The sequence below is a fragment of the Methylicorpusculum oleiharenae genome (genome assembly GCF_009828925.2).
In the GTDB taxonomy this organism is placed as follows: domain Bacteria; phylum Pseudomonadota; class Gammaproteobacteria; order Methylococcales; family Methylomonadaceae; genus Methylicorpusculum; species Methylicorpusculum oleiharenae.
Genome location: NZ_WUTY02000001.1, coordinates 4,986,747 through 5,009,341, shown reverse-complemented (window position 1 = coordinate 5,009,341; position 22,595 = coordinate 4,986,747). Strand labels below are relative to the sequence as shown.

Genomic DNA, 22,595 nt, shown 5'->3' with positions numbered 1-22,595 from the left:
ATGCTACCCTGGCATGAGCCTTATTGGCATCAATTAGCCGCCTATCTTCAACAGAAGCGAATTCCTCAAGCACTGATCGTCAATGGTCCGCGTGGATTAGGTAAACACCAGCTGGTTAATCAGTTCGCCTATTCATTACTCTGTATTCAGCCCTTGGCTAACGGCATTCATTGTGGTCAATGCAGTTCATGCTTACTGGTTAAGGCGCAAACGCATCCTGATTTGTTATATCTGGAACCGGAAGAAGCGGGTAAAGCCATTACAATCGGACAAATACGCGAACTGATTCCTACGCTATCACTGAAGCCCCAGTACCAAAGTTACCGGGTTCTGATTATTAACCCTGCCGATTCGATGAACAGAGCGGCTGCCAACGCCTTTTTAAAGTTTTTGGAAGAACCTACCGAAAGAACGATCATTCTGTTGATTACCGAGATACTTTCCCAATTACCGGCCACGATTGCCAGCCGCTGCCAAAAAATGACCTTAAAAAAGCCGGAACCGGACGCCGCGAGGCTTTGGCTGGCGGCTCAGGGCATTGAGCAGAACAAGTCGGCCCTATTGCTCAGTTTGGCTTTGGGATCTCCTTTGCTGGCAAGCGCTTATGCAGAAGACGGTACGATAGAACAAAGACAAAACTGTCTGACGCAATGGCTTAAAGTTGGAAAACACCAGTTATTGCCTACCGTGGTAGCGGAAGAATGGAGCAAACTACCAACGGGCAAGCTGCAGTTCTGGATGACAAGCTGGGTTATTGATTTGATTAAATGTTGTTTCGGATTGCCGGTTAGCGCCCTGATCAATCCTGATTTAAAAGTACATTGGCAAGAATTTAAGCAGCCGCTAGAATTAAACCAGCTTTATTCACTGTACGATTTGTTGCTGCTAAGCCGCGAACGTTTTGAAAAACAGCTCAATAATCAGCTGTTATTAGAAGAAATTTTAATAAACTGGTCCCACGTAACCAGGAGTCCATAACACCATGGCAGAACCGACGAACCCAAGACAAGGAATATTGTCGCTTTCGATCAAGGACAAAAACGCACTTTATTCCGCCTATATGCCCTTTGTACTGAACGGCGGGCTTTTTATTCCTACCAACAGGGAATATGAGATGGGGCAGGAAGTGTTTATGTTGCTGAATCTTATGGAAGAAACAGAGCGTATCCCGATAGCGGGCAAGATTATCTGGAAAACTCCGGCGGGGTCCGAAGGCTACCGGACGACCGGCATAGGCGTTCAATTCAGTGATCAGGATGGCGGTCTTGCCAGAAGCAAAATTGAAAACTACCTGGCCGGAGCACTGGAGTCCGATCGGCCGACCCATACCATGTAAGCGTAACAGAACCTTTACTTTTCCTTATTACGGTTTCTGATGGCGGTTTTTAGCTGTCAGAATCCGGCAAAATACTCCCATTCAATCCTTCATTATGTTCATTGATTCGCATTGCCACCTCGACCGTATAGACCTTTCCCCCTACGATAATAATTTTGCTACCTTCATGAATGCTGCTGCCGAGGCAGGCATAGATCACATGCTTTGTATCAGCATTGATTTGGAAACCTATCCGGCCATGCGGGAGCTGGTTATCAATTATCCGCAAATTTCTTTAAGCGTAGGGGCTCATCCGAATACAACAGAAGGTATTGAACCCGATGCAGAACAACTTTTGGCATTGGCTCAGGATGACAGGGTCGTTGCCATCGGCGAAACAGGGCTCGATTATTTTAGAAGCGAAGGCGATTTGACCTGGCAACAGCAACGCTTGAGAGAGCATATCAAAGTTGCATTAACAATAGACAAGCCCTTGATTATTCATACCCGGGAAGCCAGACAGGATACCCTCAAGATCTTAAAAGAAGAGGGCGCTGAACGTGTTGGTGGCGTGATTCACTGTTTTACTGAAGACTGGAAATTTGCAGTGGAAGCCATGGCAATGAATTTTTATATTTCGTTTTCAGGGATTGTGACGTTTAATAATGCAAAAGACATTCAAGAAGTAGCTAGACAAATCCCGGCTGACCGTTATTTAATTGAAACCGATTCACCTTATCTGGCGCCTGCCCCGCACAGAGGGCGGCCGAACTATCCGCTTTATGTGCGTCATGTTGCCGAATTTATTGCCAAATTAAGAAACGAATCACTGGAAACGGTGGCCCGACAATCAGCGGAAAATTATATAAGGCTTTTTAATAAAGCGGCTTAAGCGGAGGATGACTCAGGCGCAAAGCATTTTCCTTATGCTTTGATGTAACAAGAGTAGGCATTACCGGAGCGATATCACCATGGCTACTCAACAGCCGATAAGTATTTTGGAATACCATCAGCGAACCAAACATTTTCTTGATCATTATGCTCAAGGGCCCGGGACTTTGGATTGGGCCGATCAACCGGATCCATTTAGACGGTTTGAAGGCTGCACACGATTTCAACTCCCTTTGGCCGGGCACGTTCCGTCGCCTGCTTTTAGTTTGTTGCAGCAAGGTGAAAAAATCGAGGCTCAAGCAGTAAGTCTTCAAAGTCTGGGATTAATGCTGGAGTTGGCTTTCGGTCTTTCTGCCTGGAAACAATACGGTGGCGACCGCTGGGCGCTTCGCTGTAATCCATCCAGCGGCAACCTTCATCCCACCGAAGCTTATCTGATCAACACGGCTAATGAGGATTTACCGGCTGGCCTTTATCATTACCTGAGTCACGATCATGTTCTGGAAAAACGCGGTGAATGGAACACGTTGCCTGAATTTCAGGGGCTATTGATCGGTTTGTCTTCCATTCATTGGCGCGAAGCGTGGAAATATGGCGAGCGCGCTTTTCGCTATTGCCAGCATGACATCGGCCACGCCTTGGCTGCCTTACGCTATGCGGCTGCGATTCAGGGCTGGTCAGTAGAAATACTCGCCGAAGTAAGCGATGCCGCTATTTCAGGCTTGTTGGGTTTGGATAGAGAGCAGGATTTTCTTCCCAAGGAAACCGAGTCTCCTGATGTGTTGTGCCGGATTCACACCGGCGCATTCGAATCCGTCACCGTTATGGATCCTGGAGGTCTGGCCGATTTGGCTGTTGATCACTGGTTTGGCAAAGCTAATCGCTTAAGCCATTATCACCATTATCAATGGCCTGTGATCGATGAAGCGGCTCTAGCAACTCTAAAACCCAGCACATCTGAACACTACGAATCTCGAACGTCCGATCATCGTCTTGTCTTAAAGCCTTCATCGCAATCGGCCGGCGACATTATTCGTCAGCGAAGAAGCGCACAGCAATTTGATGCACAAACCTCAATATCTCTGGTCAATTTCTTTCAGCTTTTGCTGGCGCTGATGCCTTGCAGGCCAATGCCTTTTGATCTTTGGCCCTGGTCTCCAAAAATTCATTTGTTTCTGTTTGTACACCGGGTCGAAGGATTGCCGCCGGGGGTCTATGCTTTACCGCGTGAGTCGGAATGTCTGATGACGCTGAAAGAAATGATGCAGGATGCGTTTATCTGGGAACCTGTAGACGGGACTCCCGATCAGATGGATCTTTACTGTTTATTACGCGCCGATTGCAGAAAGGCGGCAAAAACATTGTCGTGTCATCAGGGCATAGCTTCAGATGGCGCGTTTAGTCTGGCGATGGTGGCCGAATTCGGCGACGAGTTGGAGAATCAACCCTGGCGCTACCGCCGCCTGTTTTGGGAATGCGGCCTGATCGGTCAGGCCTTGTATCTTGAAGCTGAAGCTATCGGCATGCGCGGGACGGGTATTGGGTGCTTTTTTGACGATGCGGTTCATGAGGTATTGGGTATAACCGGCAGCCGTTTTCAAAGTATTTACCATTTTACCGTCGGCAAGGCTTTAGAGGATAAACGCTTGCAAACCCTTCCGGCTTATTTTCATCTTAATCAAGCCGAGTGATGAATTTCCAGTTTGAACTATTAAAGTGGCTTTGAGGGTTGGTGTAAGCCTTGCGGGGAAAGTCATGGATAACCATCCATGGGGGCTTTATGGTAGCATCCCTGCTACCGACATCCCCGCAAAGCTTTTTATCATCAAGTTGGGAATTGCTGGATGTTATTACCTTATAAACTTAAAAAGCTGTATCGTAGCTTGTATTCTAAAATCAGGAATCAACCTTTTTTCTAAAAATTCGGCCATGAAACAAACGCGCATAAATTATTTGATCGATATCATAGCTTTTGCAGGCTTTGTTTTTCTGACCACAACCGGTGTGCTCTTGCGTTATCTGTTGCCGCCGGGTAGCGGGCGGACCAGCACGCTAATGGGACTTGACCGGCATGAGTGGGGGACTGTTCATTTCTGGATTTCAGTCGCATTTTTTTCCGTACTGGCACTGCATTTGATAGTCCATTGGCGGTGGATAGCCGGTGTCTTATCGGGGCGTGCGTCAGAGAGCTCAGGTTTGCGTTTGGGCTTGGGCGTGGTGGGTATTCTCACACTGGTCGCAATTGGTGTGGCTCCCTTGATTGTTCCAGTTGAAACTTCAGAAGGACATGTCCGTCAAGGCTCTCTTTTTGAGAATCCGGATGTCCGTGGGAGTATGACTTTACTGGAGCTCGAACAAGCTTCCGGCGTGCCTACAGACTACTTGCTGTCAAAACTGGGATTGCCGGACACTGTTTCTAAAGAGGAAAAATTAGGGCAATTAAAAAGAAAATACGGTTTTGAAATGGCAAGCGTTAGAAACGCGATTAAATCTTACCATGAATAAATTGGCTGCTTGATTGGGTGTTTGTTTCGTCTATCAATTAACTTATTGGATTCAACTCAAAAGTGCAATCGTTAAATTCATGAAGCTTTGCGCTTAGAATGTTTCGATCGTTGGGTTAGGTTCTCCGAGCTAGACCCAAGCTTGTGCATCACCTTTGTTTTGTTGATCCGCTGGTAGCTCTCGCCCGCTTTAAATTAAGGGCGTAGGTGCTTGATTTCAAAGGACGCGTAAATACGTCCCTGTAGCTCTCTGCAACATCCCTGTTGCAGAGAGCCTTTTCAATCAACCATCTACACCCACTAAAATTGGAGGGGGTGAGCAGATACATCCGCTGAACTATTACAAATAGTTAAAAAGAACGAGTTGCTTTTATAGCATACGAAAAATGGAATTATTCCTGAGATAAGCAAAAACCGCGCTATCACCAACAGCTTAGGCTCGGGGGCACAGTAATTTTATTCAATTGGGTTTTTGACCCGAGACAATTACGATATTGACGCTGCAATAAAAAGAGCCGTTTTGCGCCGCCAGTTCCATCTCATTTCGCCAATAACTTAGTTCTTTTTCTGAAATGACCCGATCGGCCAGCGCTTGTTGCTCAATGGCATTTTGTAAAGAGATAAAATAAAAAAGATCAACATCGGTGAGGTAAATAGGGATAACCTCGATCTTTATGTTAGAAATATCCAGGGATTTAAATTGCCTGTAAAGCGAGCGTCCCGAGTAACCGTTTTTAAGCACATGGCTGATACGATAGTTGGACAGGGTTCGTTCCGTTCCTGGTAGAGTGGTATCGATTGACAGGCTGGCCCAGTCCGTATCGACAATCACGATGTGCCCTGACGGTTCAGTGACCCTGAGTAGTTCTGACAACGTTTGATCGGGTTGGCTAAGATGCATAAAAAGCCTCTCACTTCTGCAACTGGCAAATAAGTCCGATTTAAAAGGGAGCTGATCCGCACTGCCTTGCACAAACAGATAATTACTCATCAGGTTAGCATCCAGGCAATTTTGGCTTCCTTTTTTTAACATGTCTATATCATGATCCAAACCGACTACTTGCCCCCCCGGCCCAACACGGTCAACCAATGTGATGACGTCAATTCCGCTGCCGCAGCCTAGATCGAGCACCGTATGCCCGCTTGCTATGAACATTTTTTCATAACTGGCTTCTTTGATTGACGAAAAGAGTTTGGCTGATTCTGCCAGATAGTGGGATGTAACTTCGCCTTTAAAACTTTGCATGGGATGATTGCCTGTTGGTTAATTTCTTTGATTCGACTATTCTTTAATTTTAGCGAAGTTCCTCTAAATTAATAGGGAGTTAGGTTTTATGATCAGTGGGCAGGATGTCTCGTCTCATTATCAGCACTATTTTCAAATGCTTAAAGCCACCACAGAAGAGTTAAAAAGCCATGCCTATCAAATCCGGCATGATGTTTACTATGTGGAGGAGCAAATGATTACGGAGCAACAGGTTTATAACCAGCGCGAATCAGATTCATGGGATGAATGTGCGGATCATTGTTTGTTGCTTCATAAACCCAGCCAAACCTATATAGGTACCATCAGAATGATTCCAAAATCATCAAGTCCCTGCTCTTCCTTACCCATAGAAAAACATTACCAAAAGCCATTTGAACTTAACGGCACTTCTATTAAAGACTTGGAAGGTGTTAAAACCGGAGAGATTTCCAGGATGGCGATATTGTCTTCGTTTCGAAGACGTTCTTGCGATACCGATTTTAGTGAAGTCAATGAACAACCATTCGATCAACATAATCGCCGATTTGCCGTTAACTATATGCCCATGTGTCTGACTTTCGCGGCTATTCATCTCTTGCTCGCATCAGAAAAAGAGTATGGCATTGCCTTGATGGAGCCTCGTCTGGCTAAATTACTGAAGCGATTTGGGGTGGTACTGATGCAAATTGGCGGTACGGTCGAATTTTACGGTCAGCGGGCTCCATTTTTAATTAATCCTGCCGGTACAGCTAAGCAATTAACCCCGGAATATCAAGGCTTATTTGATTTGGTCGGTTCTGAATTGGGGTGTTAGGCGGTAACGTTCTTCTGATTTATTATCCATGACTTCAAAAACAACCGGAAAACTTCTTTTCTTTAGTCTTGTCTGGAAAGCAATTCTGGCGGTCAGTTTTGCTACTTTTCTTGCCTCTGCAGCGATTGTGATGCTCGGAGAGATTACGCTCGAAAAAAACTATGAACAGGAACGGGAGCGCGTTAGACATTCGTACCGGCAAATTTTCTCCGGCATTATCGAGCGCGTGCAAAGTGAAAGAGTCGATATCGGATGGCTGATACCGGCGATGACAGATGAATCAACAAGCAAAAAAAATGCGTTGGATGTCATAAAAAATCAGTTAGATCGCAATTGGTTCAAAATAGAAATAGAGTCTGACATAGAGTCCGCCTTTCTTTTTAATCGGCAAGGGAACTTGGTTGGATCGTGGGGCAATACGCTGTATGAAGGTCAATTCAGTGAATGGCTTGAGTATGTGATAAGCAAGGAAGAACCTTTCGATAATATTTTATGCCAGGAAACCTGTATTCATTTTCACGCAGCACCGTTTTTATTTAAAGGCGAATTTATAGGAATTTTCATTTTTGGAGTAGATCTTTCCGATATTGTTCTTCAAATGAAAAATATCACCGGATCAAGTGTTGGCATTGTCAATATGGCTGAGATATCGCCAAACAACGCAACTTCAGATTTAGCGCCTTGGAGCGCTAATATTGTGGCTTTGACGGATTCTGAGAAAAATAAACGTTTACTGGGCGAGTTGAGTAAAAAACATTCTTTGGCTCAAACAAAAAGTTCGGTTTTTTTTGAGTTTGAGAATAGACAATATGAAATTCTCGGGCTGCCGTTAAATGGTCATAACAAAACGCTACTTATCCTTATCGAAGACATTACCAAAGGATTGGCGGATATCAAAAAAGCGACGGATTTATATGCAATCAATGGGTTGCTCAGTTTTGTTTTATCCGGCTGTGTTCTTTTGTTTTTGTTAATCAGTCCCACCCGACGCCTAAAGAGTTTGATAACTGCATTGCCGTTGATTTCACAAAAAAACTACAGTGACGCAAAGAAATTCATGCCCCGCAAACGCAGAAAACTGTTTTTTAAGGATGAAATTGACGATCTAGAGGATACCGCACACGAGTTTATTTCTACACTCAAGCACCTGGATGAACAGGTCAATCAACGGACCCAAAAATTGTCCAGGCAAACTCTGGAGTTACAAGCCGAAAAAAACTTTATCGATACCATTCTGAATACTGCGCAAGTGATGATCATCACGATTGACAGTAAAGGCTTGATCAGTTCTGCAAATAAATTCACAGAAACATTAACCAATTATTCCGAACAAGAGTTGTTGGGTAAGCAGTTCATCAATTTAATGATTGACCAAAGAGCACGCTTGCATATACGGACTTCAATTGACTTGTTGCTGAAAACCCATAAGGGGACGCAACATAGAGAAGCAGCCATCCTGTCTATGGGCGGCGGCGAACTTTATATTTCATGGTATTTTTCTCCGCTGCTTTTGGAGGAAGGGGAGACCGACGAGTCCAATAAAATTTTAGTGGTTGGTCTGGATCTCACCGAACGGCGAAAATATGAAACTCAACTCACCTGGCTGGCCGAACACGATCCCCTGACAGGGCTTTATAATCGTCGAAAGTTCGAATCCGAATTGGTACACGCTTTAGCCATGGCAGTTCGCTATGATCATAATTCAGCTTTGATTTTTTTTGATATCGACCAGTTTAAATATGTAAACGACAGCAGCGGTCATCATATCGGTGATGAATTGTTAATAAAAGTAGCCGAAAAACTCCGCGCTACCACTCGAAAAACCGATGTTGTGGCACGATTCGGTGGTGATGAATTTATTATTTTATTGCCCGAAGTTACTCAAATAGAAGCTGAAGAATTTGTTCAGAAACTGTGTAATGATTTAAAAACGGTACACATTTCAGTGGGTGAAGAACTGCATAAGGTTTCAGTGAGCGCCGGTCTGATTGTATTTCCCGAACAAAGCTGCACCAGTCAGGATTTACTGGCTACGGCTGATTTGGCGATGTATCGGGCCAAGCAAGGAGGAAGAGGCGGGTGGCGATTGGCCAACCAGGAAGATATTAACCGGCTGGAAATCAAGACCCGTGTTAACTGGAAGACAAAAATAGACAAGGCGCTGGCTGAAGATCGCTTTATTCTCTATTTTCAACCGATTATGAAGATTTCAGATAGAAGTGTTTCCCATTATGAATGCCTGCTCAGAATGAAGGATGATGATGGCAGTATTATTCCTCCGGTCATGTTTGTTCCTGTTGCAGAACAGATGGGATTGATCTTGCAACTGGATCAGCGTGTGTTGGAACTGGCTTTTAAAGAACAGGCCAGCCTGCTAAAAACAGGAAAAAAGATAAAATTAGCAATCAATCTTTCCGGTGAGATGTTGTCCGCACCGAATGCTTTTGGATTAATTTCCCATCTTTTAACCGAATTTGACCTGGATGCCGGCCACTTTATTTTTGAGGTTACGGAAACACAAGCGGTTACGAATCTTCAGGCAGCTCATGACTTCATCACACAAATAAATCGTATTGGCGGGAGTTTTGCGCTGGATGATTTCGGTTCAGGATTTTCATCAATGAATTACCTGAAACAATTGCCGGTGAGCTACCTAAAGATAGACGGTGCTTTTGTTAAAAATATTCTCGACAATCAGGTTGACGAGTTGTTTGTCAAAGCGATAAACAGCATAGGACACGGAATGGGTATTAAAACGATCGCTGAATTTGTGGAAAACGACAGTATTTTTGAAAAGTTGTATGAGCTTCAAATTGATTACGCTCAGGGATATGGCATTGCCAAACCCTTGCCATCGCCCGACTATGACTTTTATCAATCACAAACGCATTAAAAGCGTCATTGTCTTAACTGATTATAAAGATAATTCAGCTCTAACTTTTTTTCCCTAGTCGACCGCATCATTTCGGCAGAGCCTGCCCCGGTCAGGGAATGCCGGGGGATTGCCGAAATCCGGACTACATGGATAGCTCGAAGCTACCATCCATGGCACTGGATGCCCGTTTCCCGACGGGCATGACGGGCGCTTAGGGATTTAGCTGAAACATCTTGCTAATCAGGTTGTCTTATGTGTTAAAAGCTGTAGGACAACATGAAGATCATCATATTCCAATGTTGAGTGGTTCCATTTTTATTTTCCAATTCTGATAGCCAGCCGGTGCCATTGATATAATGGTATTCGCCGCTCAACATCAAAGACGGCAATATCTTGTAGCGTAAGCCTACAGTCCAATCCTGAGCAAACCTTGAGTGTCCTGGTTTTCCGGTCAGATCGGCAAAATCGTCGCCTTTTTTATCATCCAGATCCCAAACAAGTTCATCGTACCGGACAATACCTTCAATTGATTCGGTCAGTTCGTAGGTACCCTGGAAATAAAAGCTTTGTCCGGTAAATTCAATCATTGGAAAACCGAAGTTCTTCAATTTGGCCCGTCGAAGCGCATATTCGGCGGTTAAAGACCAGTTTTCGCCATTATATTGAGCAGACAAGATTAAAGGATTGAATCGCCATGAGCCCGGATCCAGAAAAGCGCCGGCATCGGGTTTGTAATCGCCGTTAAAATCGGCATAAGTGGCCGCCAATCTGACGCGTCCACCCTGCCATTCATAACCGAGTCTGCTCACCCAGGATACGTCACCCTCCATGTTTCCTGGAGAACTCCCAACAATGACATTCTTAAAATCCGGATCATCCATACGTGGAACGATCAAGCCAAAATGAGCCGAAATATCACCGTAATCGGTTTGATGTTCGCCGTATAAATAGCCGCCATCTGCCGATAACGCAAGATTTCGGTTCACATCAAAATAAATCGATTGAGGCAGCAAAATGCTGGGTCTTGTTGTGGCGACATCACGGGTATCGTTATAAAAACCCAGTGGGGTGGGCACTCGTCCGCCCCTGACTGTAAGCACAGACGATTCCGAGGAATAAAGATTGTAACTGGCTAAGCCGTAGTCAATTCTTACGCCGTCATCGTCGGTTTTACCGGCATCGCGCCAAACGATTTGCATGGCGAGTTGAAGATCGGTCAATGCGTTCCATGAACTGTTAAGGCCGATTTCTCTGAAATCAAACGAAACTGAATCGTCCGTTTTGCCAAAAAAATTATTATCCGTTGTGGTAATTAAACCTTGGGATGCAAAGCCGTGTATTTGAACGGACTTGGGCAACCATTCGGGGGCAGCAGATAACATTGCAGAATACAAGCAACCCTGGATGAGAGTGAAGGCTAAACCGATTTTTATAAGTTTTGTATGGCGCATGGTTAAGTCCTTACTGAATTTGCAAAATACTGATCGAGTCGCTGATGTCGTCTTCGACTAAATAGCCGACTCCACCCGGAGTGCTATTAAGTCGATCGATCATTTCCTGTTTGTCTTTAACCAGCACGGGTGCTTGCCCTGTTCCGCTAAACACCAGTTTGTTCCAGCCACGCCTCATTTGATGCGGAAAAACATTTAAAACCTGTTTGCAAAAAAGCTTATGTAACTGATGTTACGCAGCCCGTAATTTCTGCAACTCTGCATAAGCTATCTGGTTAGCTTTTATGAAAAGTTTAGCCCGCATGGCGAAATGGTTGGTTTTATGTTTGATCTTCAAACATTCCAGCTTGAACACGGCATAGATGGTCATGAATATGTGGTTGTTTTGGGTGGTGACGGTGCGGGTAGGCGACTTTGCCAGCCCCGCATTGGATTTTAATGATTTATGGAACTCCTCGACCTTCCACCGTTTTTCATAGAGGGTTGAGGCTTGTCCGCCGTCGCACGCCAAATCGCTGCACACCAGATTCAACAAACCGGTGCTGCCGTCTTTGTTTGTAAAGACCCGCCGGACGAACAGCACTTCCTGGGGGAAGCCCTTCATCCAGCCGCGCACCGCCTGTTGATCCGTCAATTCCAGCTGACTGATCCGCACAAAGCGCCCTTCGTTCTTGTCTGTTTCGGTCAACGCCACCAAGCGGTTGTCCTTCAAGGCGCTGATGAAGTGTTTGCCTTTCTTGAGGATGAACTCGAAGTTCTCTTTCGACGCAAACCAGCTGTCGGTCAGGACATAGCGGAACTTGATGGCGTTCGCCACGCAGGTGGCGACCATTGACCGCATCAGTTCGTTCTTGGTGAACTCCGCCGCCCGCTTGACCTTGCGGGTTTTTATGTCGCAAAACTGATGGGGCTTCTTCACCACTTCGAAGGCGACCGGGATCGACACGTCCCCGCTGTGGTACAACGCATTCAACAGGTTGATGCCTTTGACCGAGCGGCCTTTGCAGTGGTCATAGTGCCAGCACATCATCTCGTTCTCGTCAGTAAACGCCTTCTCCTGGACGGTGTCGTCGAAGATCAGACAGCCGTCGTCCCGCTCGATCTGACGCACGGTGGGTTTGACATCAACCCACAGGTCTTTTGAGGTGTATAGCCTCGCGGACAGGTGGCGGGTTATTTGGTCATGACTCACTTCACCGTCGAGCATCGCCGACAGGCTGGTCGCCGTTGCCAAGCCTTGGTTGCAAATCAGGTAGTCTGTATAGAGCGCTGTTTTTTCTTTATCCATCCTGAAATGATACGCTTTTTGGGATGGGGCTGCGTAACATCAGTTATGTAAGAAATCATCATCCTGTAAAACGAATACGGTGATGGCGGATCCATCTTGCCAGTGTCGTAAGCGCATTTTGAAGATTGCACTGATACCGTTGCGGCTGATTATTTTTTGGGGTGAATTTTGATTGACGACCGGATAAATTAATTGTTCGGAAGCAAAAGCTGCTTGTTCAGTGCCGTTTTTCAGTAAAAACCCACAGACTATAAACAATACGACTGCGCGATATTTTAGTGTGATGAAAGGTAGTACGGTAGGCTTCAACAGGATTTTCCGGATAACGGTTAGGAGTGCATTATTTTAGGTAATCAGTCTAGCTATAAAGAAAAGGAATACAACTGACATCAAAATCAAAGGTCAAGTTTCTTGAATATAATGCAACCTGCGTGTGTCGAAAATATTCGTGAATGAATTAACTTTTTTTTATTTGGTTGACTGCAAAGCGTCCCGCGTGTGCCAGTTGTTTGCGAATCAATGCCCATTTCTCCCGTTGTTTGCCTTCGGCCAGGCTCCTTAGATGCTGCGCCCTAAGCATAGCCGGTGTTTTTTCAATCAGCGCCGACCATAGTGCATCTATATTGTATTCATGCTTTTGCTTCAGGCTGACCGGTATACAGTCATTTACCGGTATATCCAGTGTGCTGGAAATGTAATCCAATGCTTCCCTGATCGCCTGCGATTTCGCGTTTTGCGGCGAGATAATATCGTAGGGGGGATCCCATTCCCGGGTCGGCCGAAGTTGATCAATATGCGACACAATAGCCAGAACCGGTGGGAAACGGCGCTTTAAATGCTGATCAAACCAGGTCCTTAGAGCGCTCATAAATTTTACATCGGCTGCTCTTGCTGCCTGATTGGCCGCGCAAACGACCAAAATTAAATCAAAGCCGCCCAAATTCTGATCGAGCTTGGGTTCATACCAGGCATTTTCATTTTCATAACCGGGACTGTCAAAAATCAGCAGGTCACCGATTTCATCATGATTCAGCTTATAGGGAGTGAGTGCGCCGGTTAGCGGTAACACATCGACCGGAGCCGTTAACTCAGCCGAAAGCGCATTCACAAGGCTTGATTTGCCGGATTTTAACTGTCCGGCTATCAATACGCGCAGGGGCTTTTTGCTTAAAGTCGAGGCGATCAGTTCGGGTTCTTGCTCTGTTTCTGTGATGCGCAAGGGGACTGATTGACCCCCGTAAAGTTCTATCGCGTAGTAAGCGATGGTTTTAACCAGGGTCTGCAGCAACCAGCGTTCGAATGAGCCTATGGGGTAAGCTGCGGCTTTACCACCAATAAAAAACTGTTTCAGTTCTCTGGGCAATGATGAAACAGGGCTAAAAAGCAGGCTGCCCATACGGAAAAGGATGTGACCACTTTCCAGGCGTGCTTTCCATTTCCAGATTTGTAAACCGTTATTGACGGTTAATAAGTGGCTGAAAGGAATTTTATCATCCAGTAAACAGCGCATATCACGGCTTACTTTTTCGGTGATATAGAGAATGTTTCGCAGGGGAACATCCAGGCCGGTTTTATCTTTATTCGATGAATAATAGCCCGCGACCTCGCCAGTGACTTTTTTAGCCAGTTCCATAAGGCGTTGGCTGTCAGTGAGCGGGTAATCGGCCGGATTCAGTGTTTCAGCCAACGCATTGATTCGCTCCCATATTTCTGTTGTTTCAGGCGGCCAATCTTCATTTGCAGTAACCGATGGATAATCCGGAGATGAGATTGTTTTCTTTTTAACAAGAATTTTCAGCAGCCCCACGAAAGCATAGAAGACGGCAAACACGATCAAAAAGCCCTTCTCGTGGCCGGTTTGCCATAACCCGTAAATCCCTAAACCCGATAGCAACAGCAAGGGAAGCGCAAGGAATAAGTTGAGAACCTTGTTTAGCCAATTCAACCGGGTTTTCATGATGATGGCGTTCGTTTAAATCGTTTACGTAACATGAGGCGTCCTCGCTCAAATTCGGATTGGTACACTTTACGCAAGAGTTCGGGATTGACGCTGCCGCCCCGTTTTGACTGAGCAAAATAATAACAAAGTGTTTTTCCAAGGCCATAGGTAACGCCAGCGGTATACAGTGCGGATATACCCAGGCCAACGCTTTGTCCGTAAATCGGAATAAACTTCATCAGTTCCCGCCCACCCAGCCCGGCCAGAACGCCGACTCCTATTGCACTGCTGATCTCGCTCAGACTTTGCCGGGTTAACGGCAAACCGTAGACATGAGCAATGCTATGAAACATTTTAGCCTGCACGGTGACAACCGAGGTGATACTCGCTGCAGGAACAGGAATCGCAGCTGCCAAACCGGCTGAAACAGCATACCCTATTATGTGTGGATGGGCCGAATGCCAATGGATGCCGGTAAAATCGTCTGCAGAACTGTTTTGTTCCAACATGGCTTTAATGCCATACGGAAATATGTCTTCAATACTTTGCCATAAAGCGTCGATGCCGTAATCGGCGGGATCATAGCCTTCTTCTTCCGTTGTAAAATCAACCGGGATAAAGCTAGCCTTGATGTCCTTGAAATCCTCCCTCTGTTTTAATAGCGAACAACGCAAATCAGGCGGCACAGCCGGGTCGATGTTACCGTTATCAAAGGGGTAGGGGAGCACATGTTCGTAAGCGTTATCAGGATAGCCTTCATGCAAAGCCGTTTGAACGACAATGACAGGTTTGCCGGGGTGGGTTTTATGAATCCGGCGAACGGTATTGATGACCGTTGATTGTTGCTGATCCATGGCCTTCATCACAACGATCAAAAGATGGGCCTGCTGGTCGCACCAATGCATATCCTCGCTGGGATCATAGCCGGCTTCAGCGAGCCCTCGGGTGTCCAGAAAGCGAATGAAAGCGGTGTCCGGGTCAGGATAATCAAACAACATGGCCGTGCGGGTACAGGGTCTAAAGCCGTTGCCGATTTCGGCCTGAGTGGAGCCTGTCAGCGTCCGGATCAGCGAACTTTTGCCGCTCTGGGTTTTGCCTAGCAGCCATATGACCGGCGGCGGCAGTTCGGAACGAATGGCTTCCAGTTTTTCGTGGATCAAGTGTTCAGGCGGTTGAGGCCTTAGAATTTGTTCAATCCAGGATTTCCAGTTCGTAAAGGGATTAGATGAGCTTGACATAACGGTATTTGATTCAGCACCAAAACACTACCATAAAGGATTTAAGCCTGGAAAAGCAAACAGTAGCTTTTGTGGATAGTGGCAGGTGCGCGACCTCATTATTTAATAATGCCGTCTTCCAGTTCGACAATCCGGTCCGCAATATCCAGTATCCGGTAGTCGTGTGTCACCAGCAGAATGGTCGTGCCGGCCTCTTTAGCGAGTTTTTTTAATACACCCACGGCGTCCTGTCCGCTGTGTTTATCCAGCGATGCCGTGGGTTCGTCTGCCAGTACGATTTTTGGTTTTCCGACCAGTGCCCTGGCAATTGATACACGTTGTCTCTGTCCGCCGGAGAGCTGATCGGGCTTATAATAGAGGCGATCATCCAATCCTACCGAACAGAGCATATCGGCCGATCGTTGTAAGCGTTGGGATTCAGTCAGCCCCGGGTGCATTTCCAGGGCCATTGCCACATTTTGAATAGCCGTTAATGATTTAAGCAGGTTATGTTGTTGAAAAATGTAGCCGATTTGCTGGCGAATTTTGACTTTGGCGTGTTCGGAACTATTGACCAGTTGTTGTCCGATGACGCAGACATTGCCTTCCGTAGCCTGCCTGAGTGCGCCGATGATGGTCAAGAATGTCGTTTTTCCAGAGCCCGAAGGTCCGGTCATGATGACTATTTCACCGGCATGTATCGTCAAGTCAACGTCTTTCAGTACCGTATTTTTTAGTTCACCACTGCCAAAACTGAAGCTGAGGTCACTGACTTCAATCATTTTGTCCATCAGAACATATCTGCCGGGCTTGCCGCTTTAAGTTTGCGCATTGCCAGTAAACCGGCCGATGCACACATTGAAAGTATGAACAGAAAGACGGTGAATACTTTATGAGGTGTCATCGGCATCGGCATAAAGGTCTGTGATTCAGCCAGTCGGTATAATCCCAGCGACATCAGGAAGCCGGGTAAAAATCCCAGAATGGCCAGAAAAAAGGCGGAAGCAAAAACGACTCTAATAAAATAGCCATGCTTGTAACCCATGGCTTTGAGTGTCGCAAATTCGTTGAGATGATTGGTAATATCGGTAAAAAGAATTTGATACACAATCACCATGCCGACTACCAGTCCCATAATGGTGCCGAAGCCGAAGATAAAACCAATGGGTGCGGTGTTTTCCCAGTAACTTTTTTCATATTGAACGAGTTCGTCATAAGTAAAAATATTCACGAATTCATTCAGTCGTGTTTTCAAGTCAGCCTGTACTTTTTTGACATCGCTTCCCGGGCGTATTTTGATCACGCCGATATCGATCTGATCAGCCCTGCGGTCGGCAAAAATACGCAGAAAATTTTGATCGCTGGTCATCACATTACCGTCTGCGGCAAACGAAACACCCAGCCGGAACAGGCCAATAATGTTCAATTTATAGTCATTGATTTCGGTGCTGTTTTTACCGGCATCCAAAAGAGCTCGCATCGGACCAAACTCAGGACGGGATGATTCGTCAAATAAAGCCGTATCTTTAAGTCGCAGTTCGGTGCGTTTTTCGATAATGGCCTCAACAGCCAGCAGATCCGCATCCGGATCGTAACCGTAGACCATCAGTGTTCTTTTGGTTTGTGTCTCGATATTTTTAAACTGGGCCAGCGATAAATACATGGGGTAGGCGCTGTCAACATCCGGATGACCTAGGGTTCGCATCAGCTCACTGCGGTTGAACCGGGTGGGTCGCCACATCGCCTCGGTTTGTTTATGCATCAGGAACAAATCTCCATTCATCTTCAATGGCGCTGACGCGGCGCTGTTGTAGAGCGAATCTTTAAATCCCAGTTGCATAAAAACCAGCACACACGCAAACAAGACTCCGCAAATGGCAGCAAAGAGTTTTGTTTTATCGAAAACCAGCTGTCTCCAGGCCAGACGGCCAGGAAAATAAAAGTAATTGAAGGGATTCATGGCCAGCTAGGGTTGAAAACGGATTTTGACTTGCCGGTAAATCTGGTGTTTCAAGTCGTTGGCTGTTTGGGCGTTTAAACTGAGTCTAACCTCTATGGTTCGGTTGTCTCTGTCGGCTAAGGGGTCGGTATCGTTCAAATCATTTTTTTTGACCAAGAATCCGAGTTCCCTGACTTCTGCTTCATAAGTAATAGAGAAACCGTCGATTTGCACCGTTGCTTTTTGGCCGGTGCGAATTCGGGGAAAGTCACTCTCATACACTTCCGCAACCACATCCAGGTCTGATAAATCCGCCATTTCCAAAAGCCCGTCATCATCTATTTTTTCTCCCGGACGCGTATGAATTTTCAATACAGTGCCTGCTATCGGTGCGCGAATAACTGTATTTCCGAGAATAGCTTTGGCGATTGCCTGGTCGGCTTGATTCCGTTCGATTTCAGCCTCAATTTGTTTAATCAATACTTTGGATTGCTCGTAATCCCGTTTTTTTTCGTCTTTTAAAGAAAGGCTGGCGGAGGCTTGTTCTGATAGCGTCTGATAGCGTTGGTATTCTTTTTCGTTAAAAGCCAAATTGATCTGTTCTCTGGCCAATTTCGCCGTGAGTTCACTGCCGGTTGCTTGTGCTGCTCTATACTCAGCCTCTCGCTGAGGGCGATCCGCCAAAACTGCCAATACGCTATTCTTCGGGACCTGCTCGCCTTCATTAAACATCAGATCAAGGACTTGTGATCCCTCGGGGCCGACATTATGAGATATCCGAATAACCCGCGAACGCGGCTCAATTCTGCCTAAAGCGCCTATGCCTGAAACCTTGTCAGCAGCCACGGCAGGCGATGCACTAATTTGATCATTCGCAGCCTGACAGATCAGGCTGATCAACAACAAAGCCGAAAAGGGTAAAACTTTTTTCGAGAAAGGCACACGGAATCCTAAAGTGGTTTTTTATAACAATTACGTTAAATTTATCAGTTGATGTGTTTTTAGTTGAACATCAGCAATTCCCAGTTTGAACTTATAATGTGATTTTGAGGGTTTGCGTAAGCCTTGCGCGGAACGCCGTAGACTCATCCCAGGGGGCTTGACGGCAGCATTCCTGTTGCCGACATCCCCGAAAAGCTTACTCCTACCCTTTTTTAGCATCAAACTGGGACTTGCGGGTTAAACATGGACGCAATCATTTTTTTATAAGTGGAGAGTATAAACTGTTCAGTACAGGTTTTTGATGTTTCCAAAAACAAAATCCTGGTGGCTACAAAGCTATACGGTAATTGCTGAAGCGGGTTAAAATGGGCGCTTTTTGCAGGTTGGTCAGCAGATAAGGCCAATCTGATATTTTTAATACTCCAATGCTATATTTTTCCACACATGAAAATTAATTTTTTGTTCAGCGTTTTTCTGTGCGCGTTTTTATTGGTGACGGGTCAGCTTGCTTTTGCCGGTCATGGTAATCAGAAAATTGCCGCCGGCTGGGTTGAAAACGTTATTTTTGAGGAGGGGCAAACTCATCTAAGAGCCAAACTGGACACAGGCGCTAAGACTTCCTCCATCCATGCTGAAAATATTAAACGTTTTGAACGGGACGGTAAAACGTGGGTCAGATTCACGCTGCCTGAAAGCTATAAAAAAAATGCCAAGAAAAGACAGGTTGTTGAAAGGCCTTTGGCAAGAACGGTATTGATAAAAAGACATAAACTCGAATCTGTCAGGCGATCCGTAGTTGAATTGAGTTTTTGTATGTACGGACATTACTACACGACCGAATTCACATTGGCCAACCGGTCAAATTATATTTATCCCGTTTTGTTGGGCAGGCAGTTTCTTAGCAATAATGTGCTGGTTGATTCTTCAGATAAACATGTCCACTCACCTATGTTGAAAGAGCTTGTTTGCAGTCCAGAACTGGCTGGCGAACCCAGTGAAAAGTAAATCAAGCAGCAAAGTGGACTCATTGCTACATTTCTTAAGAAAAGCGCGGCGGAAAATTTGAAAAACTTACATGTAAATCTGTTGGCGACACTGTTAATTCTAGTGAGCGCATCAATTTGTTATTACAAAGTCACTGAACTTAAACTCCCTTTGCTGCCGGTTCAAGAGTCTGAACTTTGGACTATCGAGGCAAAAGTCACTTACAAAAGAACTGCCGGTCCTTCAAAAGTCAGCATGATGCTGCCCAAGCAAGTACCGGGTTTTGTGGTTCTGGATGAGAATTTTGTGTCAGGCCGGTACGGTTTGACATTAGAAAATGATGACCTTAATCGCGTTGCCCAGTGGGCGATTCGACGTTCTCAAAATGATCAAACGCTGTATTACCGGATGCAATTGATCCCGGGCGAAACACCGGAATTCAAAGATAAAAATGTGGTCTATCCCGGCGAGCAGGAATACCCTGAAATCATGAGGACTGCATTAACGGCTCTGCTGGAGCAAGTCAGAAATAAGTCAGCCGATACAAAATCATTTACTCATGAGTTGTTGCAGAGGCTTAATGCGGCTGATTCTGATGAGAATGTCAAATTGTTACGTAAAGACGCGGCCACGTCAGAGGCCTGGGTCAGCCGGATCATCAGTATTCTGCAGGGTGCTCGTATCCCCTCCCGGCAAGTCAATCTGTTGATATTGTCCGATGGCGCCCGTCACAGCCGATTAGTTCCCTGGCTGCAAGTCTATTCCGGCGAGCGATGGGTGACGTTTAATCCTAAAACAGGCGAATCCGGCTTTCCTTCCAATGCGGTGCTCTGGAAATACGGCGATAAGCCTTTGCTGGATGTCAGCGGAGGTAAATCGGCCAACGTCGACTTTTCTATTTATAAACAATCGCGCGGGATGACCGCTGTAACTCAGCAACGGGCCGGTATTATCAACGGTCCGTTGATGGAGTTTTCGTTGTTTAACCTTCCTGTTCAAACGCAAAATGTCTACCGTATCCTGATTATGATGCCGGTTGGCGTTTTGTTGATCGTGTTGCTGCGTAATATCGTCGGACTTAAAACATTCGGTACCTTTATGCCAATTCTTATTGCCATGGCATTCAGAGAAACCGAATTAGCCTGGGGGCTGGCCTTGTTCTGTCTGCTGTTGGCTTTGGGTTTAATGATCCGGTTCTACCTGGAGTACTTGCGCTTGTTGCTGGTGCCTCGTCTGGCTGCAGTTTTGATCATCGTTATTATTCTGATGACCTTCGTCAGTTTGTTGAGTCATAAGCTGGGCATTGACCGTGGTTTGTCCGTAGCTCTATTTCCCATGGTCATTATTGCGATGACTATCGAACGGATGTCCTTGGTTTGGGAGGAGCATGGCGCCGGTGAATCGTTACAGCAATGTGCCGGTAGTCTTTTTGTAGCGTCAATCAGCTACTTGTTAATGACTAACGAATATCTTGAGCATTTGATGTTCGTTTTCCCTGAGCTTTTATTCATGCTTCTGGCATTCACGTTATGGTTAGGCCGTTACACCGGTTACCGGATTTCTGAATTATGGCGGTTCAGATCAGTGATTGTGAAGGGTAATTGATCATGCTCTGGAAAAATCTGTTAAATCCCTCTAAACGCTTGCGGGAACTGGGCTTGTTGGGGATGAATCAGCGCAACGGTGATTACATTCTCAAATACAATCAACGGAAATTTTATCCGCTGGTCGATGATAAATTACGCACCAAAAAACTGGCTCAACAGGCAGGCATTGCAGTCCCAGCGCTGTATGCAGTGATAGAAGCCGAATATCAGGTGGCTCAATTAACTGAAATATTGGCGCCTTACAGTGAATTCGTCATCAAGCCTGCGCACGGCAGTGGCGGCGAAGGAATATTGATCATCAAGGGTCGGAGCAAGGAAGGCTGCAGGAAGCTGAATGGCGCTTTATTGACCAAATCCGAGGTTGATCACCACATTTCGAATATTCTCAGCGGCATGTACAGTCTGGGGGGGCAGCCCGATGTCGCCTTGATTGAATATCGGGTTGATTTTGACCCGGTTTTTGAACAAGTCAGTTACCAGGGGGTTCCGGATATTCGTACCATTGTTTTTCAAGGCATTCCAGTGATGTCCATGCTGCGTCTACCGACTAGAATGTCTGACGGTAAAGCCAATTTGCATCAAGGCGCTATCGGTGTGGGTATTGATATGGCTAGCGGGCGAACGACCGGCGGCGTATGGCATCATGATTTGATTGATGCGCATCCGGATTCGGGACATACCATCAATCATCTCGAAATTCCCGGCTGGGATAACATCTTGTTACTGTCAGCAGGTTGCCGAGAACTGGTTTCACTGGGTTATATCGGCGTCGATATTGTGCTGGATTCGAAATTAGGGCCATTGATGCTGGAAATCAACGCACGTCCCGGGCTCAGCATTCAATTAGCCAATAAACAGGGCTTGCTGCCCAGACTTGAAGCGGTAGAGAAAATCAAGTCTATTCCCTCGTCACCGGAAGAACGGGTCAAACTGGCCAAATCTATTTATCGGCAGACCCAAAACAGTCAGGCTTTATAAGTAACGATATCGACTCCGGCAATTCCCAGTTTGAATTTTTAATGTGGCTTTGAAGGTTGACGTAAGCCTTGCAAGGAATGCCGTAGACACATCCATGGGGGCTTGACGGCAGCTTCTTTGGTGCCGATATCCTCCAAGCTTTTTTATCATCAAATTGGGAATTGCTGGTAAAAATGCTGCTACTTGAACATAAGCGGGTTTAATGCTTGAATGCTCACTCTATAAGCCCTCACTGTTTTTTTATGAATCCCGTATTTGTTTCTATTTTCTTGCTGGTCTGCAGCAACGTGTTCATGACTTTTGCCTGGTATGCCCATCTTAAAGAACTCAATGACAAACCCTGGCTTTGGGCGGCAGTTATAAGCTGGGGTATAGCTCTATTCGAGTATATGCTGCAAGTGCCTGCCAACCGGATCGGTTATCAGACACTCAACATAGGTCAGCTGAAAATAATGCAGGAGGTCGTTACCTTGTCTGTATTTGTGCCTTTTGCATTTTTTTATATGAAAGAGCCTTTAAAACTGGATTATCTGTGGGCGGCGCTTTGTATCATGGGTGCTGTTTTTTTTATTTTCAGGGAAAAGCTTTTTTCCTGATTTCAGGTA

Annotated in this window: 21 protein-coding genes; 11 read left to right on the top strand and 10 right to left on the bottom strand. The window is 45.8% G+C overall.

The window, feature by feature from the left end:
* The 5 genes from holB (at position 1) to GO003_RS22315 (ending at position 4,711) form a co-directional block, all read left to right on the top strand.
* Entirely contained in the window at positions 1 to 978 is a 978-nt protein-coding gene (gene holB / locus GO003_RS22335; RefSeq protein WP_231089151.1) for a DNA polymerase III subunit delta', read from the top strand.
* 4 nt (positions 979 to 982) lie between these two features.
* Positions 983 to 1,336, top strand: coding sequence for a PilZ domain-containing protein (locus GO003_RS22330; RefSeq protein WP_159653337.1), 354 nt, complete (start codon positions 983 to 985; stop codon positions 1,334 to 1,336).
* A 94-nt stretch (positions 1,337 to 1,430) separates the two neighbouring features.
* Positions 1,431 to 2,207 carry a TatD family hydrolase gene (locus tag GO003_RS22325; protein WP_159653335.1) on the top strand — a complete coding sequence of 259 codons (777 nt, stop codon included), beginning with the start codon at positions 1,431 to 1,433 and terminating at the stop codon, positions 2,205 to 2,207.
* A 79-nt stretch (positions 2,208 to 2,286) separates the two neighbouring features.
* Positions 2,287 to 3,897, top strand: a complete 1,611-nt coding sequence (locus GO003_RS22320; RefSeq protein WP_159653333.1) for a SagB/ThcOx family dehydrogenase — start codon at positions 2,287 to 2,289, stop codon at positions 3,895 to 3,897.
* A 64-nt stretch (positions 3,898 to 3,961) separates the two neighbouring features.
* Positions 3,962 to 4,711: a DUF4405 domain-containing protein gene (locus GO003_RS22315; protein ID WP_231089150.1), complete on the top strand. Its 750-nt coding sequence runs from the start codon at positions 3,962 to 3,964 to the stop codon at positions 4,709 to 4,711.
* A gap of 459 nt (positions 4,712 to 5,170) precedes the next feature.
* On the opposite strand, the gene GO003_RS22310 is transcribed toward GO003_RS22315, so the two are convergent.
* Complete coding sequence (locus tag GO003_RS22310; protein WP_159653331.1) at positions 5,171 to 5,956, bottom strand: methyltransferase domain-containing protein; 786 nt, start codon at positions 5,954 to 5,956, stop codon at positions 5,171 to 5,173.
* Positions 5,957 to 6,044: 88 nt separating this feature from the next.
* Here GO003_RS22310 and GO003_RS22305 point away from each other — a divergent pair, with 88 nt between their 5' ends.
* Both GO003_RS22305 and GO003_RS22300 read left to right on the top strand, forming a co-directional pair.
* The gene (locus GO003_RS22305) at positions 6,045 to 6,770 is read left to right on the top strand and encodes a PEP-CTERM/exosortase system-associated acyltransferase (RefSeq protein WP_159653329.1); all 726 of its coding nucleotides are present in this window, start codon (positions 6,045 to 6,047) and stop codon (positions 6,768 to 6,770) included.
* Between the two features lie 28 nt (positions 6,771 to 6,798).
* Positions 6,799 to 9,663 carry a bifunctional diguanylate cyclase/phosphodiesterase gene (locus GO003_RS22300; protein ID WP_159653327.1) on the top strand — a complete coding sequence of 955 codons (2,865 nt, stop codon included), beginning with the start codon at positions 6,799 to 6,801 and terminating at the stop codon, positions 9,661 to 9,663.
* A gap of 239 nt (positions 9,664 to 9,902) precedes the next feature.
* On the opposite strand, the gene GO003_RS22295 is transcribed toward GO003_RS22300, so the two are convergent.
* From GO003_RS22295 to GO003_RS22255, 9 genes are all read right to left on the bottom strand, one after another.
* A complete protein-coding gene (locus GO003_RS22295) occupies positions 9,903 to 11,096 on the bottom strand; it encodes a hypothetical protein (RefSeq protein ID WP_206444595.1) in 1,194 nt (397 codons plus the stop codon).
* Positions 11,097 to 11,106: 10 nt separating this feature from the next.
* Positions 11,107 to 11,274 (bottom strand): hypothetical protein, encoded by a 168-nt coding sequence (locus tag GO003_RS22290; RefSeq protein WP_231089149.1) that lies wholly within the window; start codon positions 11,272 to 11,274, stop codon positions 11,107 to 11,109.
* Between the two features lie 54 nt (positions 11,275 to 11,328).
* A complete protein-coding gene (locus GO003_RS22285; protein ID WP_159655360.1) occupies positions 11,329 to 12,384 on the bottom strand; it encodes an IS701 family transposase in 1,056 nt (351 codons plus the stop codon).
* Positions 12,385 to 12,423: 39 nt separating this feature from the next.
* Positions 12,424 to 12,693 (bottom strand): hypothetical protein, encoded by a 270-nt coding sequence (locus GO003_RS22280; protein WP_206444805.1) that lies wholly within the window; start codon positions 12,691 to 12,693, stop codon positions 12,424 to 12,426.
* 148 nt (positions 12,694 to 12,841) lie between these two features.
* On the bottom strand, positions 12,842 to 14,341 hold the full coding sequence (locus GO003_RS22275; RefSeq protein ID WP_159659010.1) for a GTPase family protein: 1,500 nt from the start codon (positions 14,339 to 14,341) through the stop codon (positions 12,842 to 12,844).
* On the bottom strand, positions 14,338 to 15,561 hold the full coding sequence (locus GO003_RS22270) for a GTPase family protein (RefSeq protein ID WP_159659011.1): 1,224 nt from the start codon (positions 15,559 to 15,561) through the stop codon (positions 14,338 to 14,340). The genes GO003_RS22275 and GO003_RS22270 overlap by 4 nt, the downstream gene beginning before the upstream one ends.
* A gap of 98 nt (positions 15,562 to 15,659) precedes the next feature.
* On the bottom strand, positions 15,660 to 16,331 hold the full coding sequence (locus GO003_RS22265) for an ATP-binding cassette domain-containing protein (RefSeq protein ID WP_159659012.1): 672 nt from the start codon (positions 16,329 to 16,331) through the stop codon (positions 15,660 to 15,662).
* Positions 16,331 to 17,500 carry an ABC transporter permease DevC gene (devC, locus tag GO003_RS22260; RefSeq protein ID WP_159659013.1) on the bottom strand — a complete coding sequence of 390 codons (1,170 nt, stop codon included), beginning with the start codon at positions 17,498 to 17,500 and terminating at the stop codon, positions 16,331 to 16,333. Before devC ends, GO003_RS22265 begins: the two co-directional genes overlap by 1 nt.
* 6 nt (positions 17,501 to 17,506) lie before the next feature.
* Complete coding sequence (locus GO003_RS22255; RefSeq protein WP_159659014.1) at positions 17,507 to 18,421, bottom strand: HlyD family efflux transporter periplasmic adaptor subunit; 915 nt, start codon at positions 18,419 to 18,421, stop codon at positions 17,507 to 17,509.
* 444 nt (positions 18,422 to 18,865) lie between these two features.
* Here GO003_RS22255 and GO003_RS22250 point away from each other — a divergent pair, with 444 nt between their 5' ends.
* The 4 genes from GO003_RS22250 (at position 18,866) to GO003_RS22235 (ending at position 22,586) form a co-directional block, all read left to right on the top strand.
* On the top strand, positions 18,866 to 19,426 hold the full coding sequence (locus tag GO003_RS22250) for an ATP-dependent zinc protease family protein (RefSeq protein ID WP_159659015.1): 561 nt from the start codon (positions 18,866 to 18,868) through the stop codon (positions 19,424 to 19,426).
* 57 nt (positions 19,427 to 19,483) lie between these two features.
* A complete protein-coding gene (locus GO003_RS22245; RefSeq protein WP_159659016.1) occupies positions 19,484 to 21,010 on the top strand; it encodes an inactive transglutaminase family protein in 1,527 nt (508 codons plus the stop codon).
* Positions 21,011 to 21,012: 2 nt separating this feature from the next.
* A complete protein-coding gene (locus GO003_RS22240; protein WP_159659017.1) occupies positions 21,013 to 21,990 on the top strand; it encodes an alpha-L-glutamate ligase-like protein in 978 nt (325 codons plus the stop codon).
* A gap of 242 nt (positions 21,991 to 22,232) precedes the next feature.
* Positions 22,233 to 22,586: a DMT family protein gene (locus GO003_RS22235; RefSeq protein ID WP_159659018.1), complete on the top strand. Its 354-nt coding sequence runs from the start codon at positions 22,233 to 22,235 to the stop codon at positions 22,584 to 22,586.
* The last annotated feature ends 9 nt before the right edge of the window (positions 22,587 to 22,595 follow it).